General features: G+C 66.2%; 20 protein-coding genes. 6 read left to right on the plus strand and 14 right to left on the minus strand.

What is annotated here, in order from left to right:
• Positions 1–31: 31 nt before the first annotated feature.
• The 11 genes from HALO32_RS03045 to HALO32_RS03090 all read right to left on the minus strand — a co-directional run bounded on the left by HALO32_RS03045 (position 32) and on the right by HALO32_RS03090 (position 10,385).
• Positions 32–1,195, minus strand: a complete 1,164-nt coding sequence (locus HALO32_RS03045; RefSeq protein WP_151442315.1) for a lipocalin-like domain-containing protein — start codon at positions 1,193–1,195, stop codon at positions 32–34.
• Positions 1,192–3,741 carry an ABC transporter permease gene (locus HALO32_RS03050; RefSeq protein WP_225809701.1) on the minus strand — a complete coding sequence of 850 codons (2,550 nt, stop codon included), beginning with the start codon at positions 3,739–3,741 and terminating at the stop codon, positions 1,192–1,194. Before HALO32_RS03050 ends, HALO32_RS03045 begins: the two co-directional genes overlap by 4 nt.
• A gap of 150 nt (positions 3,742–3,891) precedes the next feature.
• The gene (locus tag HALO32_RS03055; protein ID WP_225809703.1) at positions 3,892–4,596 is read right to left on the minus strand and encodes a TVP38/TMEM64 family protein; all 705 of its coding nucleotides are present in this window, start codon (positions 4,594–4,596) and stop codon (positions 3,892–3,894) included.
• 26 nt (positions 4,597–4,622) lie between these two features.
• Positions 4,623–5,276: an ABC transporter ATP-binding protein gene (locus HALO32_RS03060; protein WP_151442316.1), complete on the minus strand. Its 654-nt coding sequence runs from the start codon at positions 5,274–5,276 to the stop codon at positions 4,623–4,625.
• 51 nt (positions 5,277–5,327) lie between these two features.
• Positions 5,328–5,855 (minus strand): hypothetical protein, encoded by a 528-nt coding sequence (locus HALO32_RS03065; protein ID WP_151442317.1) that lies wholly within the window; start codon positions 5,853–5,855, stop codon positions 5,328–5,330.
• Positions 5,852–6,160, minus strand: coding sequence for a nucleotidyltransferase domain-containing protein (locus HALO32_RS03070; RefSeq protein WP_151442318.1), 309 nt, complete (start codon positions 6,158–6,160; stop codon positions 5,852–5,854). The genes HALO32_RS03065 and HALO32_RS03070 overlap by 4 nt, the downstream gene beginning before the upstream one ends.
• A 141-nt stretch (positions 6,161–6,301) precedes the next feature.
• Complete coding sequence (locus tag HALO32_RS03075; RefSeq protein ID WP_151442319.1) at positions 6,302–7,336, minus strand: metal ABC transporter solute-binding protein, Zn/Mn family; 1,035 nt, start codon at positions 7,334–7,336, stop codon at positions 6,302–6,304.
• A gap of 37 nt (positions 7,337–7,373) precedes the next feature.
• On the minus strand, positions 7,374–8,264 hold the full coding sequence (locus HALO32_RS03080; protein WP_151442320.1) for a metal ABC transporter permease: 891 nt from the start codon (positions 8,262–8,264) through the stop codon (positions 7,374–7,376).
• The gene (locus HALO32_RS03085) at positions 8,248–8,982 is read right to left on the minus strand and encodes a metal ABC transporter ATP-binding protein (protein ID WP_151442321.1); all 735 of its coding nucleotides are present in this window, start codon (positions 8,980–8,982) and stop codon (positions 8,248–8,250) included. Before HALO32_RS03085 ends, HALO32_RS03080 begins: the two co-directional genes overlap by 17 nt.
• Positions 8,982–9,131: a hypothetical protein gene (locus HALO32_RS17905; RefSeq protein ID WP_192576419.1), complete on the minus strand. Its 150-nt coding sequence runs from the start codon at positions 9,129–9,131 to the stop codon at positions 8,982–8,984. The genes HALO32_RS03085 and HALO32_RS17905 overlap by 1 nt, the downstream gene beginning before the upstream one ends.
• Before the next feature lie 75 nt (positions 9,132–9,206).
• The gene (locus HALO32_RS03090; protein WP_151442322.1) at positions 9,207–10,385 is read right to left on the minus strand and encodes a UbiH/UbiF/VisC/COQ6 family ubiquinone biosynthesis hydroxylase; all 1,179 of its coding nucleotides are present in this window, start codon (positions 10,383–10,385) and stop codon (positions 9,207–9,209) included.
• An 80-nt stretch (positions 10,386–10,465) separates the two neighbouring features.
• Between HALO32_RS03090 and HALO32_RS03095 the strand changes: the two genes are divergently transcribed.
• A complete protein-coding gene (locus HALO32_RS03095) occupies positions 10,466–10,939 on the plus strand; it encodes a TspO/MBR family protein (RefSeq protein ID WP_151442323.1) in 474 nt (157 codons plus the stop codon).
• Positions 10,940–10,980: 41 nt separating this feature from the next.
• Here HALO32_RS03095 and HALO32_RS03100 read toward each other — a convergent pair whose 3' ends face one another.
• Entirely contained in the window at positions 10,981–11,580 is a 600-nt protein-coding gene (locus HALO32_RS03100; RefSeq protein WP_151442324.1) for an SAM-dependent methyltransferase, read from the minus strand.
• Between the two features lie 125 nt (positions 11,581–11,705).
• Between HALO32_RS03100 and HALO32_RS03105 the strand changes: the two genes are divergently transcribed.
• A complete protein-coding gene (locus tag HALO32_RS03105) occupies positions 11,706–12,659 on the plus strand; it encodes a DUF4349 domain-containing protein (RefSeq protein WP_192576420.1) in 954 nt (317 codons plus the stop codon).
• On the opposite strand, the gene HALO32_RS03110 is transcribed toward HALO32_RS03105, so the two are convergent.
• The gene (locus tag HALO32_RS03110) at positions 12,656–13,657 is read right to left on the minus strand and encodes an aldo/keto reductase (protein ID WP_267902486.1); all 1,002 of its coding nucleotides are present in this window, start codon (positions 13,655–13,657) and stop codon (positions 12,656–12,658) included. The genes HALO32_RS03105 and HALO32_RS03110 overlap by 4 nt on opposite strands.
• Positions 13,658–13,798: 141 nt before the next feature.
• Between HALO32_RS03110 and HALO32_RS03115 the strand changes: the two genes are divergently transcribed.
• The 4 genes from HALO32_RS03115 to mscL all read left to right on the plus strand — a co-directional run bounded on the left by HALO32_RS03115 (position 13,799) and on the right by mscL (position 17,556).
• Positions 13,799–15,022: a YbfB/YjiJ family MFS transporter gene (locus HALO32_RS03115; protein ID WP_151442326.1), complete on the plus strand. Its 1,224-nt coding sequence runs from the start codon at positions 13,799–13,801 to the stop codon at positions 15,020–15,022.
• A gap of 106 nt (positions 15,023–15,128) precedes the next feature.
• The gene (locus tag HALO32_RS03120) at positions 15,129–16,121 is read left to right on the plus strand and encodes a HipA domain-containing protein (protein ID WP_151442327.1); all 993 of its coding nucleotides are present in this window, start codon (positions 15,129–15,131) and stop codon (positions 16,119–16,121) included.
• Between the two features lies 1 nt (position 16,122).
• Positions 16,123–16,869 (plus strand): HIRAN domain-containing protein, encoded by a 747-nt coding sequence (locus tag HALO32_RS03125; RefSeq protein WP_151442328.1) that lies wholly within the window; start codon positions 16,123–16,125, stop codon positions 16,867–16,869.
• Between the two features lie 255 nt (positions 16,870–17,124).
• Positions 17,125–17,556 (plus strand): large conductance mechanosensitive channel protein MscL, encoded by a 432-nt coding sequence (gene mscL, locus HALO32_RS03130; protein WP_151442329.1) that lies wholly within the window; start codon positions 17,125–17,127, stop codon positions 17,554–17,556.
• 98 nt (positions 17,557–17,654) lie between these two features.
• Here the strand turns inward: mscL and HALO32_RS03135 are convergent, their stop codons facing one another.
• Positions 17,655–18,419 (minus strand): transporter substrate-binding domain-containing protein, encoded by a 765-nt coding sequence (locus HALO32_RS03135; protein WP_151442330.1) that lies wholly within the window; start codon positions 18,417–18,419, stop codon positions 17,655–17,657.
• Between the last annotated feature and the right edge of the window lie 31 nt (positions 18,420–18,450).

An 18,450-nucleotide genomic window follows, 5' to 3' on the forward strand; every position in this document is an offset into this window, starting at 1 on the left:
TATCGATAGCAGGCTTATTAACTGTTGCCTGTCAATAGCCCGTCATCTCCAGATAGCCTTCTCCGAGGGTTTCCCCACTTTCCCGGTCGCGAGCGATCACCTGGCCCTCCCAGTAGGGCACCGAGGTATCCATCCAGCGGTTGGCATGGGGTGCCTCGACCTCGAGGTCGAGATGTTGCGAGGGCACCTCGAGGCGCCAGCGGGTGGGCAGGTCGCGGCCAGCGACGGTCGAGGTGGCCAGCGGGGTGAGGGAAATTTCTGTCGACCCCAGCGAGGTGGAACTGCCTTGTGGCGATATCAGGTTGCCGAAGAGGTAATCCCCTTCTCCCCGGTCACTTCCTCCCCTGAGTCGGTAGGCCATCAGCTTGCGGCCATCGGCCAGGTGCAGGGAGATCCAGTCCCAACCGGTCTGCCAGGGCTCCAGCATCCGGCTGCTCCACCATTCTCGGTCGAGCCAGGCACGACCCGTCACCTGTCGGGAGGTGCCATCAAGGGTTACCTCGCCACTGACGCGAAAGAAGGGCTGGCTATAGTACATCGAGCCCTCGCCATCCACGGTCTTCTGATTGAAGCCATCTTCGCCATGGAACACCAGTGGTCCTTCGGCAATGAGGTCGAGCCGGTAGCCGAAGGGCTCGCCATCCATTTCAGCCATGGCCTCGAGCTCAAGCCGTGAGAGAGGGTCGCGTTGTGGGTTACTGACGCGACTCTCGAGCCGCCAGTCGTCAAGCCAGGCATGGAAAGGATCGAGGTTGACGCCAGCCTGCTGGCGGGAGGGTTCATTGCTTGCCATGGGGCTTCTGGCGAAGCGTTCGGCCACCCGATGCGTCTCCCTGCGGGACACGGCGATATGCGCCATCCAGAGCTGCTCGGCCGCCCAGGGGCCGGGTGTCTCGGCGCGGTCTGCCGGGGGCAACTGGGCCTGGCGGAACAGGGTCCACTGCACGCCCAGCGACTCCCCCGTCTCGTCTTCAAGATTGGCGGTGAGGTACCACCACTCGATGCGAAAGTCGGGATGCGGTCCGTGATCCTCGGGAAATCGCAGGGGACTGCCCGGGGCGGCCTGGCGGAAGCCCTCGGTCTCGCTACCCAGCCCCGCGAAACCCTGAGACGACGCGGGGGGTGACTCTGCTTCGCAACCCGCCAGCGCTGCCGTGAGTAGCGCTATCGGCAGGCACGTCATCCAGCGCCTCATGTTGCTTCCCCCTCTGCCAGCAGGGTGCGGGGGGAGGTGCGCCAGAGCGTCAGGGCCGGCAGACCGGTTGCCAGCAGGGCCACCAGCAGCGCGGTGCCCAGGGTGATGCCGATCTCGACGGGGAAGACATGCAGCGGCAGGCGCCAGCCGAAGGCGGCCACATTGATGATTGCCACCAGGCAGGCGGTGATGGCAATGCCCAGCGGCACGGCGGCGAGCCCCGTGACCAGCGCTGCGCCGCCCAACTGGGCCAGCTGGATACCGGCTAGGCGCCCGCGGGTTACGCCCAGGGCCCAGAGCGGCGCCAGCCGACGGCGGCGCTCCCGCGCCTGGGCCAGCAGGCTGGCCAGCAGGGCCAGGGCTGCCACGGCCAGGGTCAGGGCATTGAGCGCGCGGGTGATGGAAAAGGTGCGCTCGAAGATATCGGTGGAGAGTGCCTTGACCTGGCGCTGGTCGATCAGCGCCTCCTGGTCCAGCCCGAAACGCTCGGTCAGGTCACGGGAGAGCGTGTCGGCCTTGCTGCCGTCCGGGTCGGCCGTCTCGGCGAGCACCACGCCGATCGACCCCGGCGCGGCCGCGAAGCGTTCCCGCAGCGCTGTCGCGGTCATCAGTACTTCGCCACGCGGGTTTCCATAGTCGGGGTAGATGGCGGCCACCGTCATCGCCTGCTGGCCGTTCGGCGCGCGCAGGACCAGCCGGTCCCCGGGGCCAATACCGTGGCCGAGCGCCAGCTGCTCGTTGATAAAGGCCTCGCCGTTCTCAAGAGCGGTCCAGGCCGCCTCTCGTCCATCCCGGCTCTCGAGGAGCGGCCAGGTCGGGGTGAGCCGGACGCCCGGGGTGATACCGAACAGCGATACCGGCACTTCGAGACGCCGATCGTCGGCGCCGGCCCGGACCTCGAGCAGGGTCGAGCCGGCGTCGGCGGTGGGCAGCAGCTCGGCGACCTCGCCGCGCGCACCCAGCCAGGCCTGTACCTCGTCGAACTGCTCGGCTGGCGGACGCAGATAGAGGTCGGCGGTCAGCCGCTGGTCGAGCCAGTCGAGAAAGGTCAGGCGAAAGCCGCCGACCATGCTGCCGACCCCCAGATTGGCGGAGAGCGCGATCAGTAGTGCCATCATGGCCAGCGAGAGGCGCGGCAGCTGGAGCTGCAGGTCGGCCAGCGCCCACTGGGTCAGAGGAGTGCTGCGTGCGAGCCGTCCCAGGCCGGCAAGCCCCACCGCCAGCAGCGGCGAGAGCCAGAGCGCGCAGGCCAGCATCATCGCCCCCACCAGCACGAAACCGGCGACCAGTCCTTCGCCGGCGGGCTGTGCGCTCAGCCAGGCCCAGACCGCCAGGGCCAGCAGGGCGGCCAGGGTGCCGGCGATGACCTGGACCCACAACTGGCGCTGGAAGCTTGCGCGCCACGCCTGAGCCTGGCCCATCCCCAGCACGCCGAGCCGTGAGGCTCGCCACAGCGTGCCGCTGCCGGCGATGAAGAGTCCGCCCAGGGTCACCCCGAGTCCGCCCATCCAGTAGTGCCAGGGCAGGTGCAATTGCGTGCCCACCGCGGCGCCGTACAGGTTCTGCAGCGTGGCGGCCACGTCCGGCAGCAGGGCACGGGCCAGCCACACGCCGCTGGCGATACCCGCCAGGGCGCCGATGACGCCCAGCAGGACCAGCTCGAGCGCCAGCAGGCCCACCAGCGTGCGCCCCGGCACGCCCAGGGCGCGTAGGGTTCGCAGCAGCCCCAGGCGCTGTTCCAGGGCCAGGCCCAGCGCCGCCTGGACGATGAAGAGCCCGACGATCAGCGCCAGCAGCGCCATGGCGGTGAGGTTGAGGTGAAAGCTCGCGGTCAGCTCGCCCGGGTCGACCAGGGTCTCGGCGCGGCTGAGCCGGTAGCCCTCGGGCGCCGACTCCAGCGCGCCGGGTGCGGTCACCAGCCGGCTGAGCGTGGTGCCACGCTCCAGCAGGCGGGCCGCAGCGGCGATATCCATCACCAGGGTATCCGGTGGTAGCGAGGGAGCGAGGACCAGCGGTGGCAGCCGCCGGCCATCGGCCAACGCTGGCTCGGCACCGGGCGCTGTCTGCCGCTCGAGCCCCAGCCGCAGGACGGTATCCGGGGCCAGCCGGGTCTGCCAGGGGGGCGTGAAGAAGGTCGTCAGCTCACCGCCACTGCCTGCCGTGGCGAAGGCGCTGTCGCCGGGCAGGGTCAGCGGGTCGATGCCGATCACCGTCAGCCGTTCGCCCTTTGCCGTGTCCACCCTGCCTTCCAGCAATGGCGAGACCGGCAGGCCGGCGCGGCGCAGAGACACGAAATCTTCACGGTCGAGAGGCTCGCCGTCGCGACGCTCCAGGCGGTCCAGGCCGGTGGTGAAGAGCGCCTCGGCCCGGTCATAGCTGTCGCGGGCCGAGGCATTGATCGCCTGCACACCGCTCCACAGCGCACCCGCCACCCAGAGGCCCAGCAGCAGCATGGCCAGCTGGCCGGGGTGGCGGCGATAGTGGGAGAACAGGGTGGCCAGGGTGGTGAGCATGGGAGCACGAAGGTGGCGGGCGAGCGGGGCCAAGTGGCCCCTCGTACCGGTATCGTCTCACACAAGCGACAAGGCGGGGAATGGCAGGTGTCCAGCACTCAGTTCGGTCATGTTCAGGGGGTATACCCCGAGCACTACCGGCGCGAGCAGCGCGGTGATACCCGCTGAGTCGACCGATGCCCGCTATTTTCCGGGCGGCTCGTCGTCCAGATGCAGCCAACGGGCCAGCCGGGAGTGGCGTCGTCGGCTCAGGTACCAGGGCAGCAGGCTCATGACGGTGAGCACCGCGACGGCCGCCATGATCGATAGCAACGGGTTCAGCTCGTAGGCTCGCCCCAGGCTGGCGAACACCAGGGTCATGGGCAGCATGCCGACCACCGTGCCCAGCGCAAAGCGCACTGTGGTGATGGCGGTGACCCCGGCGGCGTAGCTGACCAGGGCAAACGAGAAGATGGGCACCAGACGCGTGATCATCACGGTGAGCAGCAGCAGCCGCTGCGAGCCCTGGTGACCGAACAGCGGATTGCTTGGCAGCCTGGCGCGCAAGGCCTCACGCCCCAGCAGGCGGGCCAGGGTGAAGGCGATCATGGCGCCGACCATGGCACCGATGATCGACAGCAGGGCACCGGGAATCAGACCGAAGGCCATCCCGGCGGCCGCGGTGACCGGCAGGGTGGGGATCGGGCCGACCACTACCGCCAGCATCATCAACAGCAGGAGCAGAAGGGGGCCCAGGCTGCCCTGGCTGTTGAACCATTCGGCGATGCCGGAAGGAGAGAAGCTCATGGGCAGACCCAGCGCCTGGAGCAGCCACCAGATGCTGGCCATGATGGCCGTGACGGTGGCGATGAGTCCGGCTCTGAAGACCCAGACGGAGGGGGCTGTCACGGTCTCGGTATCCTTGCGACGTTGAATTAGCCGATACGGCCATGGGAAAGCTGCAGGCGGCGGTCCAGCGGCGCGGCCACTCTTGGGCTATGGGTGACCATCAACAGGGCGCAACCGGTGTCGCGCACCAGGGCCAGCAGGAGTTCCAGGACTTGGTCGGCGGTGCTCTCGTCCAGATTACCGGTGGGCTCGTCGGCGAGCAGCAGGGCCGGGCGCGGCGCCAGGGCGCGGCCGATGGCCAGACGCTGCTGCTGGCCCCCGGAGAGCTGTTCCGGGTAACGCTTCTCCAGGCCGGCCAGGCCCAGCCGCTCGATGAGCTCGGCTGTCCAGTTGGGTCGCTCGCGTCCGGCCAGGCGCGCCTGCAGGCGCAGGTTGTCGAGCACGCACAGGCTAGGTACCAGGTGAAACTGCTGGAACACCAGGCCCAGGGTCTCGCGACGCAGCCGCGCCCGGTCCGCCTCGCCGAGCGACGAGATGACCCGGTCGGCGAGGCGGACCTCGCCGCGATCGGGCAGGTCGAGGCCCGCGGCCAGGTGCAACAGGGTGGATTTGCCACAGCCGGACTCACCCATCAGCGCCAGGCTTTCGCCAGCGTTGAGGCTCAGATCGACTCCATCCAGCACCTTGAGCGGCCCCTGGGGCGTGGCATAGGCCTTGTGGACCTGGCGGAACTCGAGCATGACGGCTTCCCTGGCGTTCAATGGCCCGGTGATGGTCGCACAGCCGATGGTTCAGGCGAAGATGCGTTCGAACTCTGCCGAGAAGTCCTGGCTGGCAGGCGATATGCCGAGCTGATCGGCACTCCAGGCGATTAGCTGGCGAGAGGCGCGGAAGAGCACGTCGGAGAGTTCATGCAGCAGGTTGAAATGCGCGGCGATCTCCGCGTAGTTGGTGGCATAGTCATGGGCCGCCATATTGCGAACCGCACGGCAGCGCTGCCAGTCACTGGTGGCGTCGATGACGCCCTGCTTCTCGAAGAAAGCCAGGACCTTGAGAAAACTGTCGGAGGATTCCCCTGCGAGAAGGGCGCTGTGGCGCATGGCGGATGCAAGGGCGTCCTGCAACTTGGCAAACCGCTCATTGATGGCAGCCAGTGTCTCGAAGAGGTCGACATCCTTCTTGTGCTCTGTCAGCCAATTGGGGTCAATTGCCCACTCGAGCTTGGCCTCGGACTGATGGAGAAACCAGGCACAGCGCTGAATGGCCTCCAGCAACTGCGCCAGGTGTTCCCGTTGTTCGTCGAGGATATCCTGGCTCATGCGGCATCCTCGGTATCGATCGACCGTGATTGCTTGAGCGCCATGGCCTGGAAGGGGGTCGGCTCGACCTCCTGTGCGTAAGTCACGATATCCACAGGCAATTGCAGGCGCGCCTCGAGGGCCTGCTTCAGTTCGGCGCGGGTCAGTAGCGAGATGGGGGTAGGGGAAACCAGCAGCAAATCGAGATCTCCGCCGCGGCGGGAGTCGTCGAGACGCGAACCGAATACACGAACGTCGATCTCTTTTCCGGCGTACTCACGCACGCATGAGACGATGGTTTCTCGTTGGGGGCGAGTGAGTCGCATGCTGCATGGCTCCTTGCAGTGCAGGATTTCTACGCCGGAATAGTCAGAGTCTAGCATTTCTTCCCGTTCCGACAGTTGAGGCAATCGGCCTTGCAAACGGGCGCCAAAAGGCACCCTGATCGCTGACTCTCGAGCTTTCACTCAGTGTTCATGATCGTGCGCGTCGCCGCCTTCATCATGGCCCGGTTCGGCCAGCGCATCATGCAGGGTGCGGGCGTTGTGGCGCATCATGCCCAGCCAGCTGCTGGCCTCGCCCTCGCTGGCCAGGGCGTCGGCGTAGAGGGTGCCCGCGATGGGCAGGCCGGCCTCCTCGGCCAGCTGGTCGATCATCGCCGGGCTGGTCATGTTCTCGTGGAACAGCGCCTGAACGTTTTCCTCGCGGATCACGTCGATCAGCCGGGCCATGTTGGCCGCGCTGGGCTCGGCCTCGGTGGAGAGCCCTTGGGGCGAGAGGAATGTCAGGCCATAGGCACGGGCGAAGTGGCCGAAGGAGTCGTGGCCGGTGATCACGCTGGTGCCAGCGGGAATCTCGCCGAGCAGTTCGCGCACTTCGCTATCGACGGCGGCGACCTCTTCCCGATAACGCTCGGCACGGGCCTGATAGGCCGCGCTGTTGTCCGGATCGGCCTCGATGAGGCCCGCGAGGATGTTGGCCACGTACAGCTCGCCCATGCCCAGATCCTGCCAGGTGTGGGGATCGATATCGCCATGGTCATGACCGTCATCATGATCGTCGTGGTCGTCGTGGTCGTCGTGGTCGTCGTGGTCGTCGTGGTCGTCGTGGTCGTCGTGGTCGTCGTGGTCGTCGTGGCCAGCGTTCTCGGCAGCGGCGAGGCGTGACTCGATGCCGTCGGTGGCCACCACCAGGGGGCCAGTGAAATCGCTGGCGTCGATCAACCGCTCGATCCAGCCCTCGAACTGCAGGCCGTTGAACACCACCAGGTCGGCTTCGGCCAGGGCCCGGGCATCAGCGGGGCGCGGCGAGTAGACATGGGCATCGCTGTCCGGCCCCACCAGGGCGGTAACCTCGACGTGCTCGCCGCCGACGTTCTCGATCATGTCGGCGAGGATGCTGAAGCTGGTGACGACCTGGACGCGTTCGGCGGCCAGGGCGGCGGGCAGGGCCAGCAGGGTGGAGACCCCGGCGAGCAGGGCGCAGGTGCGGGATAGGCGCATGGCAGGTGTCCTTGGTTTGCTGTTTCGGTTGGCTGTGTCAGTCGTTTTCGGGGGCGCCCAGCGGCGCGGCATGGCGGCGCCAGCGGGCGGTCAGGCTGTGATGGCGGCCGAACAGCGCGGAGAGCACATAGCCGCTGCCGGCCAGCAGGATGATGGCCGGCCCCGAGGGCAGGCTGAGGTGATAGGAGAGCAGCAGGCCGCCGGTGCTGGCCACCAGAGCGATAGCGATGGCGATGGCGATCAGCCCTTCCAGGCGCTGGCTCCAGAAGCGGGCCGTGGTGGCCGGCAGCATCATCAGGCCCACCGCCATCAGGGTGCCCAGGGTCTGGAAGCCGGCGGTGAGGTTGAGCACCACCAGCCCCAGGAAGATGCCGTGGACCACGCCGCCTCGCACCCCCTGACCGCGCAGGAACAGCGGGTCGAGGCACTCCACCACCAAGGCACGGAAGATCACCGCCAGGATCACCACGATCAGGCTGCTGATGCCGGCGATCAGCACCAGGGCGGTGGAGTCCACGGCGAGGATCGAGCCGAACAGCACATGGGTGAGGTCCACGCTGCTGCCGCCCAGCGACACCAACATCACCCCGCCGGCCAGCGAGATCAGGAAGAAGCTGGCCATGGCCGAGTCCTCGCGGTGGCCGGTCATCTGCGACACGCTGCCGGCGAGCACCGCGATCAGCAGTCCCGAGAGAATACCGCCCAGGCTCATCATCGGCAGCGAGAAGCCGGCGGCCAGGAAGCCGAGTGCTACGCCCGGCAGGATGGCGTGGGCCATGGCGTCACCTATCAGGCTCATGCCGCGCAGCATCAGGAACACGCCCAGCGGCGGGGCGGCCAGCGACAGGGCCAGGCCGGCCACCAGGGCGCGTTGCATGAAGCCGTAGTCGAAAGGGGCCAGCAGCCAGGCCTCAAGCAGTGCCAGCATGGGAGGCATCCGGAAAGGTCAGGGGCAGGCGTGGTGCCCGGGGCACCCCGCCGCCATGATGATCGAGCAGGGCATCGGGGCTGACCCAGCGGCCATGGCCGCTGGAAAGCAGCAGTACATCGTCGGCCAGGCGGGCGAGCTGCTCCATGTCGTGGATCACCACGATAATGGTGGTCCCGCGCCGTGCCATGTCGCGCAGCACCTCCATCAGTACGTCCACCGTCTCGATATCGACGTTGGCGAAGGGCTCGTCGAGCAGCAGCAGCTCGGCCTCCTGCATCAGGGTGCGGCCCAGCAGGGCGCGCTGGCGCTGGCCGCCGGAGAGCTCACCAAGCGGTCGGTGGGCGAGGTGCGAGATGCCCAGCCGCGCCATGATCTCGCGGCCGCGGCGGTAGTGGGCCGCACAATACCCCTTGAGGGCCCCATGGCTCGGCCAGGTGCCGGTCATGATCAACTCTTCCACGCTCATCGGGAAGGTGAGGTCCAGCGCCAGCTGTTGGGGAAGCCAGGCGCAGCGCTCCAGTGGTACCCGGCACTCCACGCTGCCGGCCACCGGGGCCAGCATGCCCATGATGGCGGCGATCAGCGTGCTCTTTCCGGTTCCGTTGGCGCCGATCAGGGCGGTGATGGCGCCGTCCGTGAAGCGGCCGTCCAGATGCTCGAGCACCGTCTGGCCGCCGCGGGCGAGCTGCAGATCATGCAGTTGCAAACGTGACATCAGGACCACCACCCTGCGGCCCAGGAGACCGCCAGCCACAGGGCGGCGAGCGGCGCCGCAACCAGCAGCAGGCGGCGGGTCGCGGCGAGCGACATCAGCGAGAAATGGCAGGGCCCTTCCGGGCGGTGCCGGTGTCGATGGTGTGCCATGCGGGATCCTCCAGAAAACTGTCGGAAGTTATAACATAACAATATGTCGTTCGCCTAGCGCCAATGCGACACCTGTTACAGCCCCAGGGCGTGACGCATCACCTGGCGCTTGGCGCCTCCCAGGCGTTCGGCCACGGCCAGTCCGGCGGCGCCGACATGGCGCAGGGGCTCCGGGCCGGTGAACACACGATGGAAGGTCTCCATGGCGGTAATCATGGCCAGGGCTTGAGGGCGGCGGGTGCGGGCGTAGCGGGAAAGCGCTCGTTGCCCGCCCGGGTCCTGGCCCTCCTGAAAGGCCGCTACCACCTGTTCGCTCAGCACTTCAGCGTCCTGCAGCCCCAGATTGAGCCCCTGGCCGGCCAGCGGGTGAATCACATGGGCGGCGTCGCCCACCAGTGCCAGGCGCGGCTGCACGTAGCGTTCGGCGTGGCGACGGCGAATGGGGAAGCTGGCACGCCCCCGTACCGCCTCGATGCCGCCCAGGCGTGCGGGAAATGCCGCCTCGATGGCCAGGCGAAGCGTCTCGTCATCCAGCGCCTCGCGAGACAGTGTCGCCTCATCGTCGTCATACCACACCAGCGAGGCATGATGACCGGGCAACGGCAGCATCGCCTGTGGGCCGTGGGGCATGAAGCGCTGCCAGCTGACGTCCTGCTGGGGCAGGCGGGTGCGCACGTTGACGATCAGCGCGCGCTGCCCGTAGTCCTCGTCATGAGTGGCGATGCCGGCCATCTCGCGGAGGCGCGAGTTGGCACCGTCGGCACCCACCACCAGTCGTGCGGCCAGCAGTCGGCCGTCGTCCAGCTCGACCAGCGTATGCTGCCGGCCCCTGACCAGCGCGACCGGGCTGACGCTGCACAGGCGGGTGACGTTGGGCAACTCGGCCAGGCGCTGCCAGAGGGCGTGGCGAATCACCCGGTTCTCGACGAAGTGGCCCAGATGGGGCAGCTCGAGATCGGACGCGCTGAAGTGGACCTGGTACGTCTCGGCCTCGTCGGTGGCCTCGATGTGGCGAAAGGGGCAACGCCTCGCCTCGGGAATGAACGACCAGGCCCCGGTCTGCTCCAGCAGCCGCTGCGAGGCCAGGTTCAGCGATGACACGCGAAGGTCGAAGGGGGCGTCGTCGGCGATCGCCTCCGGGGCCTTGCCACCTTCCACCAGCGTGACGGCCATGCCGGCCTGGCCGAGTGCCGCCGCCACGGCCGCACCGACCATGCCGCCGCCGATGATGATCGCATCTAGGGTCTCTTCCATGCTTCTCTCCAAGCACCAGTGCTTCCAAAGGGGGGAAACTACCGCCTAGGATACGGGATCCAGCGACCCAAGGAGTGACCATGACCCCGACGCGTTCCGCTCTTGTACTGTTCGGCTGGCTCGCGCTGGTGACGCTGACCGCGCTGACCGGCATTGCCACCCCGCCCGGTGAGTGGTACGCCGGCCTGGCCAAGCCGCCTCTCACTCCGCCCGACCTGGCCTTTCCCATTGCCTGGACCACGCTCTACCTGCTGATGGCACTGGCCGCGTGGCGGGCCACCCTGGCCGCTCCCGCCATGGCGCGCTGGCATACCCTCTGGCCCTTCGTTGCCCAGCTCGCCGCCAATGCGCTCTGGTCGATCCTGTTCTTCGGCCTGCACTGGATGGGGCTGGCGCTGCTCGACCTGCTGCTGCTGTGGGGGCTGATCGTACTGACCATCCGTCGCTTCGCGCGCGTTTCCTCTGTCGCCGCCTGGCTGCTGGTGCCCTACCTGGCCTGGGTAAGCTTTGCCGCCTATCTCAACGCCGCCACCTGGTGGCTCAATGGCGGCTGATCGACGGTGGCGATACCGGCAGGGGCAGGGCCTGGGCCCGCCTAGGCCGAGGGCTTGCGAGCGATGAACTGCACCACGGCGCCCAGCCCGGTATGGCCACGCCCCTCGACCACCTGGCGGTCAAACTCGCGGCTCGAGAGGATCTCGAAGTCGGCGAAGGCCGCCTCCAGCTCTGCCGCCGTGGGAGTGCGGTCCGCGGTGGGGGGCCCGCCGGTGTCCCGCGGCACCTGGGCCGGGGTATAGGCCTCGAGGATCAGGATGCCGCCGGGCTTCAGGGCGCGCGTTACCTGATGATGCAGGTGAGGGCGACCGGCCTCGGGCACATGGCAGAAGATCGACACTACCGCATCGAAGGCCTCGGCGGCGAAGGTGTGCTCCGTGAGGTCGGCGATCAGGGTCTCGAGGGCTACGCCCTCGCGTTCGGCCAGCCGGGCCGCCTTGCGCAGGCCCACCGCCGAGGCATCCACCGAGAGCACCCGATGGCCGAGCTTGGCCAGGTAGACACCGTTGCGCCCCTCACCATCGGCCAGGCACAGCACCTGCTTGGGTGGCTCGCCGATCAGGCCCACCTGTTCGCGCAGGAAGTCGTTGGGCTCGGTGCCGTAGACGTAGTCGTCGGTGTCGTAGCGTTCATCCCACATGGAGACCTCTCGAATATGGATATCGATATAGCAGCCAAGAATACCAAGGGTATCGGGGCGGCGTCTGCGGGGTAGCGCAGGATGCTACGCTTGAGGTTCTGCCCCCCTCACGGATGATTGCCCCCATGCCTGTCCCGCCACGCCGTCATCGCCATCTGCTGCCACTCTTCCTGCTGGCCACCACCCTGGGTCTCGCCGGCTGCGACGGGCCCGATCTCGACAACGCCCCGCCGAGGCCGGCGCCACCGGAAAGCCGCTTCTCCGGCGAGGCGATGGTGAGTCAGGCGGATGTCGCCGGTTCCGCCCGTTCGGTCGAGGGGGCCAGCAAGGCACCGGAGACTCGCATCGAAGAGCGCCGCGGCTATAGCCTGCAGTTCGATGAGGCCGATGCCCTGGTCGCCGCCTATCGCGAGACCCACGAGGCCTGCGTGGCAAGTGCGCACTGCCAGGTGGAGCAGGGGCGTCTGCAGACCCCGCGAAATGGCCTGGCGAGCGGGCACCTGGCCATGCGCGTGGCTCGCGACGAGGTGGAGACCGCCGAGCCGGTGCGGCTGGTGGCCGAATCGCCGGCGCTCAGCTGCGTGGAGATCAGCCGTAACGATCGCACCCAGCAGATGATCGATACCGAGGCCCGCCTGGAACAGCAGATCGTGCTGCGCGAGCGCCTTCAGGAGCTCGCCGTGGAGGGCCGCGGCTTCAGCGAGCGGCGCATCCAGGACCTGCTGCAGGTCGAGCGTGAGCTCGCCAGGGTGCAGGGCGAGATCGAGTCCATGCAGGGCCAGCAGCGCCACCTGGCCCGCGTCACCGATACGGTGGCGATCTCGGCCAGTTTCCAGCAGCAGCGCTGGGTAGAGCCCCGCCAGCACGGTGTACTGGCACCGCTGTGGCGCGCCCTGGACCGCAGCATGTCGCTGTTCTTCGAATCGGTGGGCCAGGTGATCCTGGTAGTGGTGTTCCTCACCCCCTGGCTGGTGATCGGCCTGCCCGTACTGTGGCTGCTCAGCCGGCTGTGGCGCCCGGTGCGCCGCGCCTTCTCCCGGCTGGGCGAGAAGCGGCGGGCGCGCAGGAGCGGGAGCTAGTCGAACGCCTCGGTGTCGACTTCCGCCTGCTGAGCGTCGCCATAGCGAGCCCCCGCCACCTGATCGGGGGTCATCATGGCGTCCAGCCGGGTGACGGTCGCGGCCTCCAGGCGCAACCCTTCTGCCTTCAGGTTCTCGCGCATGTGCGTGACCGAGCGTGAGCCGGGGATCGGGAAAATGTCGTCCCCCTTGGCCCGCAGCCAAGCCAGGGCCAGCTGGCCTCGGGTCACGCCCAACTCCTCCGCCAACGCCGTGAAGGCTTCGAGCAGGCGCAGGTTGTGGGGATGGTTGTCGGCGCTGAAGCGCGGCATGCCACGGCGCATGTCGTGCTCCTCGAGTCTCGCGGGGTCGTTGACGGCGCCGGCCAGGAAGCCGCGACCCAGGGGGCTGAAGGCCACCAATGCCGTGTTTGCCTCGCGGCAGGCCTCGATCAGAGCGATCTCGGGATTGCGGGTCCATAGCGAGTACTCGGACTGCACCGCCGCGATGGGGTGCTCTGCACGGGCCCGGCGCAGGGTGGTCGCGGAGACCTCGGAGAGACCGATGGCGCGCACCTTGCCTTCCTCCACCAGCCGGGCCAATGCGCCGACGCTCTCCTCAATGGGCACGCCCTTGTCCCAGCGATGCAGGTAGTAAAGGTCCAGATGATCGGTGCCCAGCCGCGCGAGGCTTGCCTCGCACTGGCGGCGCAAGGTCTCTGGGCGTCCGTCGATCACCTTCCGGCCGAGTTCCGGGTCCATTGCCATGCCGCACTTGCTGGCCAGCAGGATCTCATGGCGCCTGCTCGCGAGCGCCTTGCCCACCAGCCGTTCGTTGGCCGTGGCCCCGTAGAGGGTGGCGGTATCGAAGTGGCGATAGCCCATCTCGAAGGCGGCCTCCAGGGCGTGAAGCGCCTCACTCTCGGGCAGTGGGCTGCCATAGCCATGGGAGAGGTTCATGCAGCCCAGGCCGATGGATGGCGAGGCAATGGCGGTAAGACGAGAGGTCAAGGGTGACACGAGGACTCCTTCTCGGCAGGCGTGGGCAATGAACGGCGGCAGGGGCGCGCCGCCCCTTTGGTCGCACGCGACCGGCATGGCCGTGGGCGTGAGGTATGATAGCCGACCACAAGCACGACAGGGACCTAGGGAGCGCCAGGCATGGCCAAATCCGCTTTTCTCTCCCCACGCTACCGGGTGCTGCTGGCCGGGGTGTTCAGCCAGATCCTCTGCATCGGGGTGGCGCGCTTCGCGTACACGCCGCTGCTGCCGGTGATGCAGCAGCAGACCTGGCTGAGCGACGCCGACGGCGGCTGGCTGGCCGCCCTCAACTACGCCGGCTACATGCTCGGCGCGCTGGTGGCTGCCTCCCTCCATAGCATCCGGCTCAAGGACACCCTCTACCGGCTCACCCTGCTGCTGGCGGTGCTCTCCACGGCCGGCATGGCGCTGGCCGACAACTTCTGGCTATGGGCAGTGATGCGCTTCGTGGCCGGATTCTCCAGCAGCGGCGCGATGCTGCTGGCCTCGGGGTTGATCCTGCACTGGCTGATCAGCCACCGGCAGCGAGGCGAACTGGGCATCCACTTTGCCGGCCTGGGGCTGGGCATCCTGTTGGCGGCACTGGCGGTGGAGCTGATGCTGCGCCTCTCCCTCGATTGGCAGGCCCAGTGGTGGGGTTTCTCGGCGCTGGCCGTGGCGCTGCTGGTGCCCGCCTGGCGCTGGCTGCCGCGCCCGGCGACGCCGCCAGCCGGCAGCAGCGCGGGCGGCCGGAACGAGGCCAACCCGCCGACGCGCACCTTTATGCGGCTGATGCTGGCGGCCTATTTCTGCGCCGGCTATGGCTATGTCATCAGCGCCACCTTCATCGTCGCCATCGTGGAGCGCGAGCCGCTGCTGGCCGGTGCCGGCAACTGGACCTTTGCCCTGGTGGGCCTGGCAGCGGCGCCCGCGGTGATGCTGTGGGACCTGGTGGCTCGGCGCATCGGCTACCTCGGCGCGCTGATCACTGCCATGATCCTGCAGGTGGTAGGCATCGTGCTGCCGGCGCTGACCGATAGCCTGGCCGGCGTGCTGCTCAGCGCCGTGCTCTACGGCGGCACCTTCCTGGGCTGCGTGAGCCTGGTGCTGACCATGGCCGGACGGCTCTACCCGCAGAGTCCGGCGCGGCTGATGGGGCGCATGACGCTGGCCTACGGTGCGGCGCAGATCATCGCTCCGGCACTGACCGGCATGCTCGCCGAGGCCACCGGTCACTACGATACGGGCCTGTGGCTGGCCGGTGGCTTCGTGGCCCTGGGCGCCGTGCTGTTGTCCTGGTTGCGCCGCGTGGACCAGACGGCCCAGCGGCTGGATGCCGAGGCGAAGGCGGCACCGATGGGGTGAGGTGATGCTATAGTGATTGGCAACACGGCCCCGATCGGTGGATCCGCTTTGCGGTGAAGCTGCTGAGGGGTTTTTTTTGATTCCCGGAGTTGGCAGGGATGATGCCATGATCGATCGCGAGGGAATTGACCAGGGACCGCATCAGGTCATCGATATCGCGGACTGGTATATATATCGAGATTATGAAGTATTTCCAGAGGGGGCACGGGACAAGTCGCTGCGTGTCTGTCCGGATCCTGCACCCTTTGACTTCTGCTTGCCTGACCATCGTTACCTGTTCAAGGAAGCCATCAAGAGTGCCCAGGATCCTGGCAAGCCCCGTCATCCAGACCAGTACTGGGCCGAGCTGATCGCCTTTCGCATCGGGCGCTTGATGGGATTGACGCTGCCGCCCGTGTTTGTGGCGATCGACTCGACCCGTGATGAGCCTGGCACTCTCAATGAGTGGTTCATGGGCTATCCGGGCAGTGGAGATGAACGCCACTTCCCCGGAGGCGACTATATGCAGCGACGCATCCCTGGCTATGATCGGGAAAAGGGTAAGGAGCACAACCTGACCACCATCATCGAGCTGAGCCGCATTCTGGAGCGGGGAAGGTGGCTGTCGCATGACTGGCAGCTATATTGGGGCCTTTGTCTTTGCTTCGATGCCTTGATCGGCAATACCGACCGCCACCAGGAAAACTGGGGGCTGATCTGGAGCGAGGAGGGTCCGACGGCCCGCTTCACACCTTACTTCGACAATGGCACCAGCCTTGGCCATGAGTTGTTGCCCCAGAAAATGCAGCGCATGATGCGCGACCCGAAGGAGCTCGCGGGTTATCTGCGAAGGGGGAAGCATCAGATGCGCTGGTCCAGGGACGACAGGCGCCGCCTGCCGCTGATCGCAGGGGTTACCGATTACTGTCGGCATTTTCCCCATATCCGACCGATACTGATAGAACGGCTGCAGGGTTGGTGCGAAGATGCTCTCAGGGATATGCTATACCGCCTCACTCAGTTTGACCTCCCTCATCCGCTTACCTCGCAACGTGCTGAATTTATTGCCTTCCTGACGCTGACAAGGAGAGAGCAACTGCTACGGGCTCTGGAGAAATAACATGACACGCTTTATCGAACATCTGGTGGAACCACAGCGGCTGCTGCTCTACTGGCAGGCCCGAGATAGCAAGAATCGCTCTCGCTATCGTGTGGGCCAGCTGGTGATGAAGGGCGGCCAGGTAATGCTCCAGTATGACCAAGGTCCCGAGGTGGCAGAAGCCAAGAAAATGGGCTTTGAAGGCTATCCGGCTTTCCCTCTGAGGCAGCCCGAACACAGCCACCAGGTGATGGAGGCCTTCAAGCGGCGTCTGCCGCCGAGAAGCCGAGGGGATTTCAGCCGCTATCTGAAACTGCGTGCTATCCAGGCCGAAGCAGAGATCAGTGACTTCGCTTTGCTAGGCTATAGCGGTGCGAAGCTACCCAACGATGGCTTCGAACTGGTCCACCCCTTCGACGACGCGCCCGAAGCCTTCGAGATACTGATCGAAGTGGCCGGGTTCCGCCACGAAGCTGAGCTTGAGGTAGGAGAACTGCAGGAGGGCGATGCGATTCAGTTCGTCACAGAGCCGGGCAATGCTCATGAACGAACCGCCATTCGCATGGAGAGTGGGGGGCGAAAACTGGGCTACGTGCCCCGGGGATATCTCGATATGCTGCACCGCATGCTGGACCGGGGCGCTAACCTGGAAGGTGAAGTCTTTCGTATCAACGGCAGCGAAGAACGGCCACTGGTTCATGTGTTGACCCGTATTACACGAGACGACGGGGCGGCGATGCCGGCCCATACGCTGAGGATGCAAGCCTAAGTACCGGCACGCTGTACGCCCACGCCTCAACACGGCCCCCGCCTCTTGGCTCTTACGAGCCTACGCGGGGGTTCTTATTGTCGATCGTCGCCGATTTGGCCTACCTGATTGAAACGAGTGAAGGTGATGAGCGACTCGGGCATCGACATTCCTTTGCCTCGCATCCGGGGTACACTTTGTCCGAGTTGCCTGGCCAGCACCATGGCAGCCGGCATCTGAGGGCAACGGCCGAGTCATGGCTTCGAGGAGAAAAAGGTGTTCAGGGAATTCAAGGAATTTGCCGTACGCGGCAACGTGGTGGATATGGCGGTGGGCATCATCATCGGCGGGGCGTTCGGCACCATCGTCTCGAGCCTGGTCAATGACATCCTGATGCCGCCCATCGGGCTGCTGATGGGCGGGGTCGATTTTTCCGATATCTTCCTGGTGCTCAAGGGCGAAGGGCCCTACGCCACCCTGGCCGATGCCACGGCGGCAGGGGCGGTGACCATGAACGTGGGAGTGTTCGCCAATAACGTGATCAGCTTCCTGATCGTGGCGTTCGCCGTTTTCATGCTGGTGAAGGTCATCAACCGCCTGCGCCGTCAGCAGGCCGCGGCGCCGACGGCACCCACCGCCCCACCCGAGGATATCCTGCTGCTACGCGAGATTCGCGACAGTCTCACCAGGCGATCCGAGGAGCCGTGAGCGTCACGGCTGCTCTGGTAGGGCAATGAAAAAGTTCCGGCCTGACGCAGGCCGGAACGCTTGGGTTTCGTGGAGCACTTATTCAACTTTGCCCCAATTCACTTTGCCAGCATGTGGTCTATGCGCAATTCATCGAGTTCACCGGTTAGCTGCATGCTCTCCAAGATGAAGTTGACGGTGCCCTGCAACCGCTCGGCATCGGCCTGGATGAGGTAGGCGAGCTGGCTCTTGGTGAACAGCGAGTCGACTAGCGGTGCTGCCAGATCGTCGTCATTGTGAGCATAGAAGAGTGCTTCGGGGCTGTCGGTTATCATGACGTCGACATCCTTGGCGGCCACCGCCGGCGGAATGTCCAGGTTGCTTTCGATAACAACCACTTCTGCCTGTTCGATGTTCTCCTTCACGAAGGCTTCGTTGGTTCCGCCGGGATTAACGCCGATACGCACCTCCGGCTGGTCGATATCTTCCAGGGAAGCGAAGCGACCCGCGTTGTCGGCATGAACCAGGGGAGTCTTTCCGTAGGTCAGGTAGGGATGGGAATAGCGCGCCTCGAGCTGACGGCTGAGGGTTCGGCTGATGCCGCCCATGCCGATGTCATACTTGTCTGCCTTCAGATCCTCCATCAGCGTAGGCCAGCTGGTTTTCACGAACTCCAGCTCCAGTTCCATCTTCTCGGCGATGCGTTCAGCCATCTCGATATCGAATCCTTCATAGGTGCCGTCATCGAGGAAGGTGAAAGGCTTGTAGTCACCGGTCGTACCGACACGGAGGCTTCCGCTGTCCAGGATGGCATCGAGATCCCGAGCGGAAGCCCCAAGGCTGGTCATTACCAGGAGGCCAGCAACGATAATATGTTTTAACATTATGATTTCTATCCTGAAGTTTAGGTGATTA

This window comes from Halomonas lysinitropha (assembly GCF_902500215.1).
GTDB classification, from domain to species: domain Bacteria; phylum Pseudomonadota; class Gammaproteobacteria; order Pseudomonadales; family Halomonadaceae; genus Halomonas; species Halomonas lysinitropha.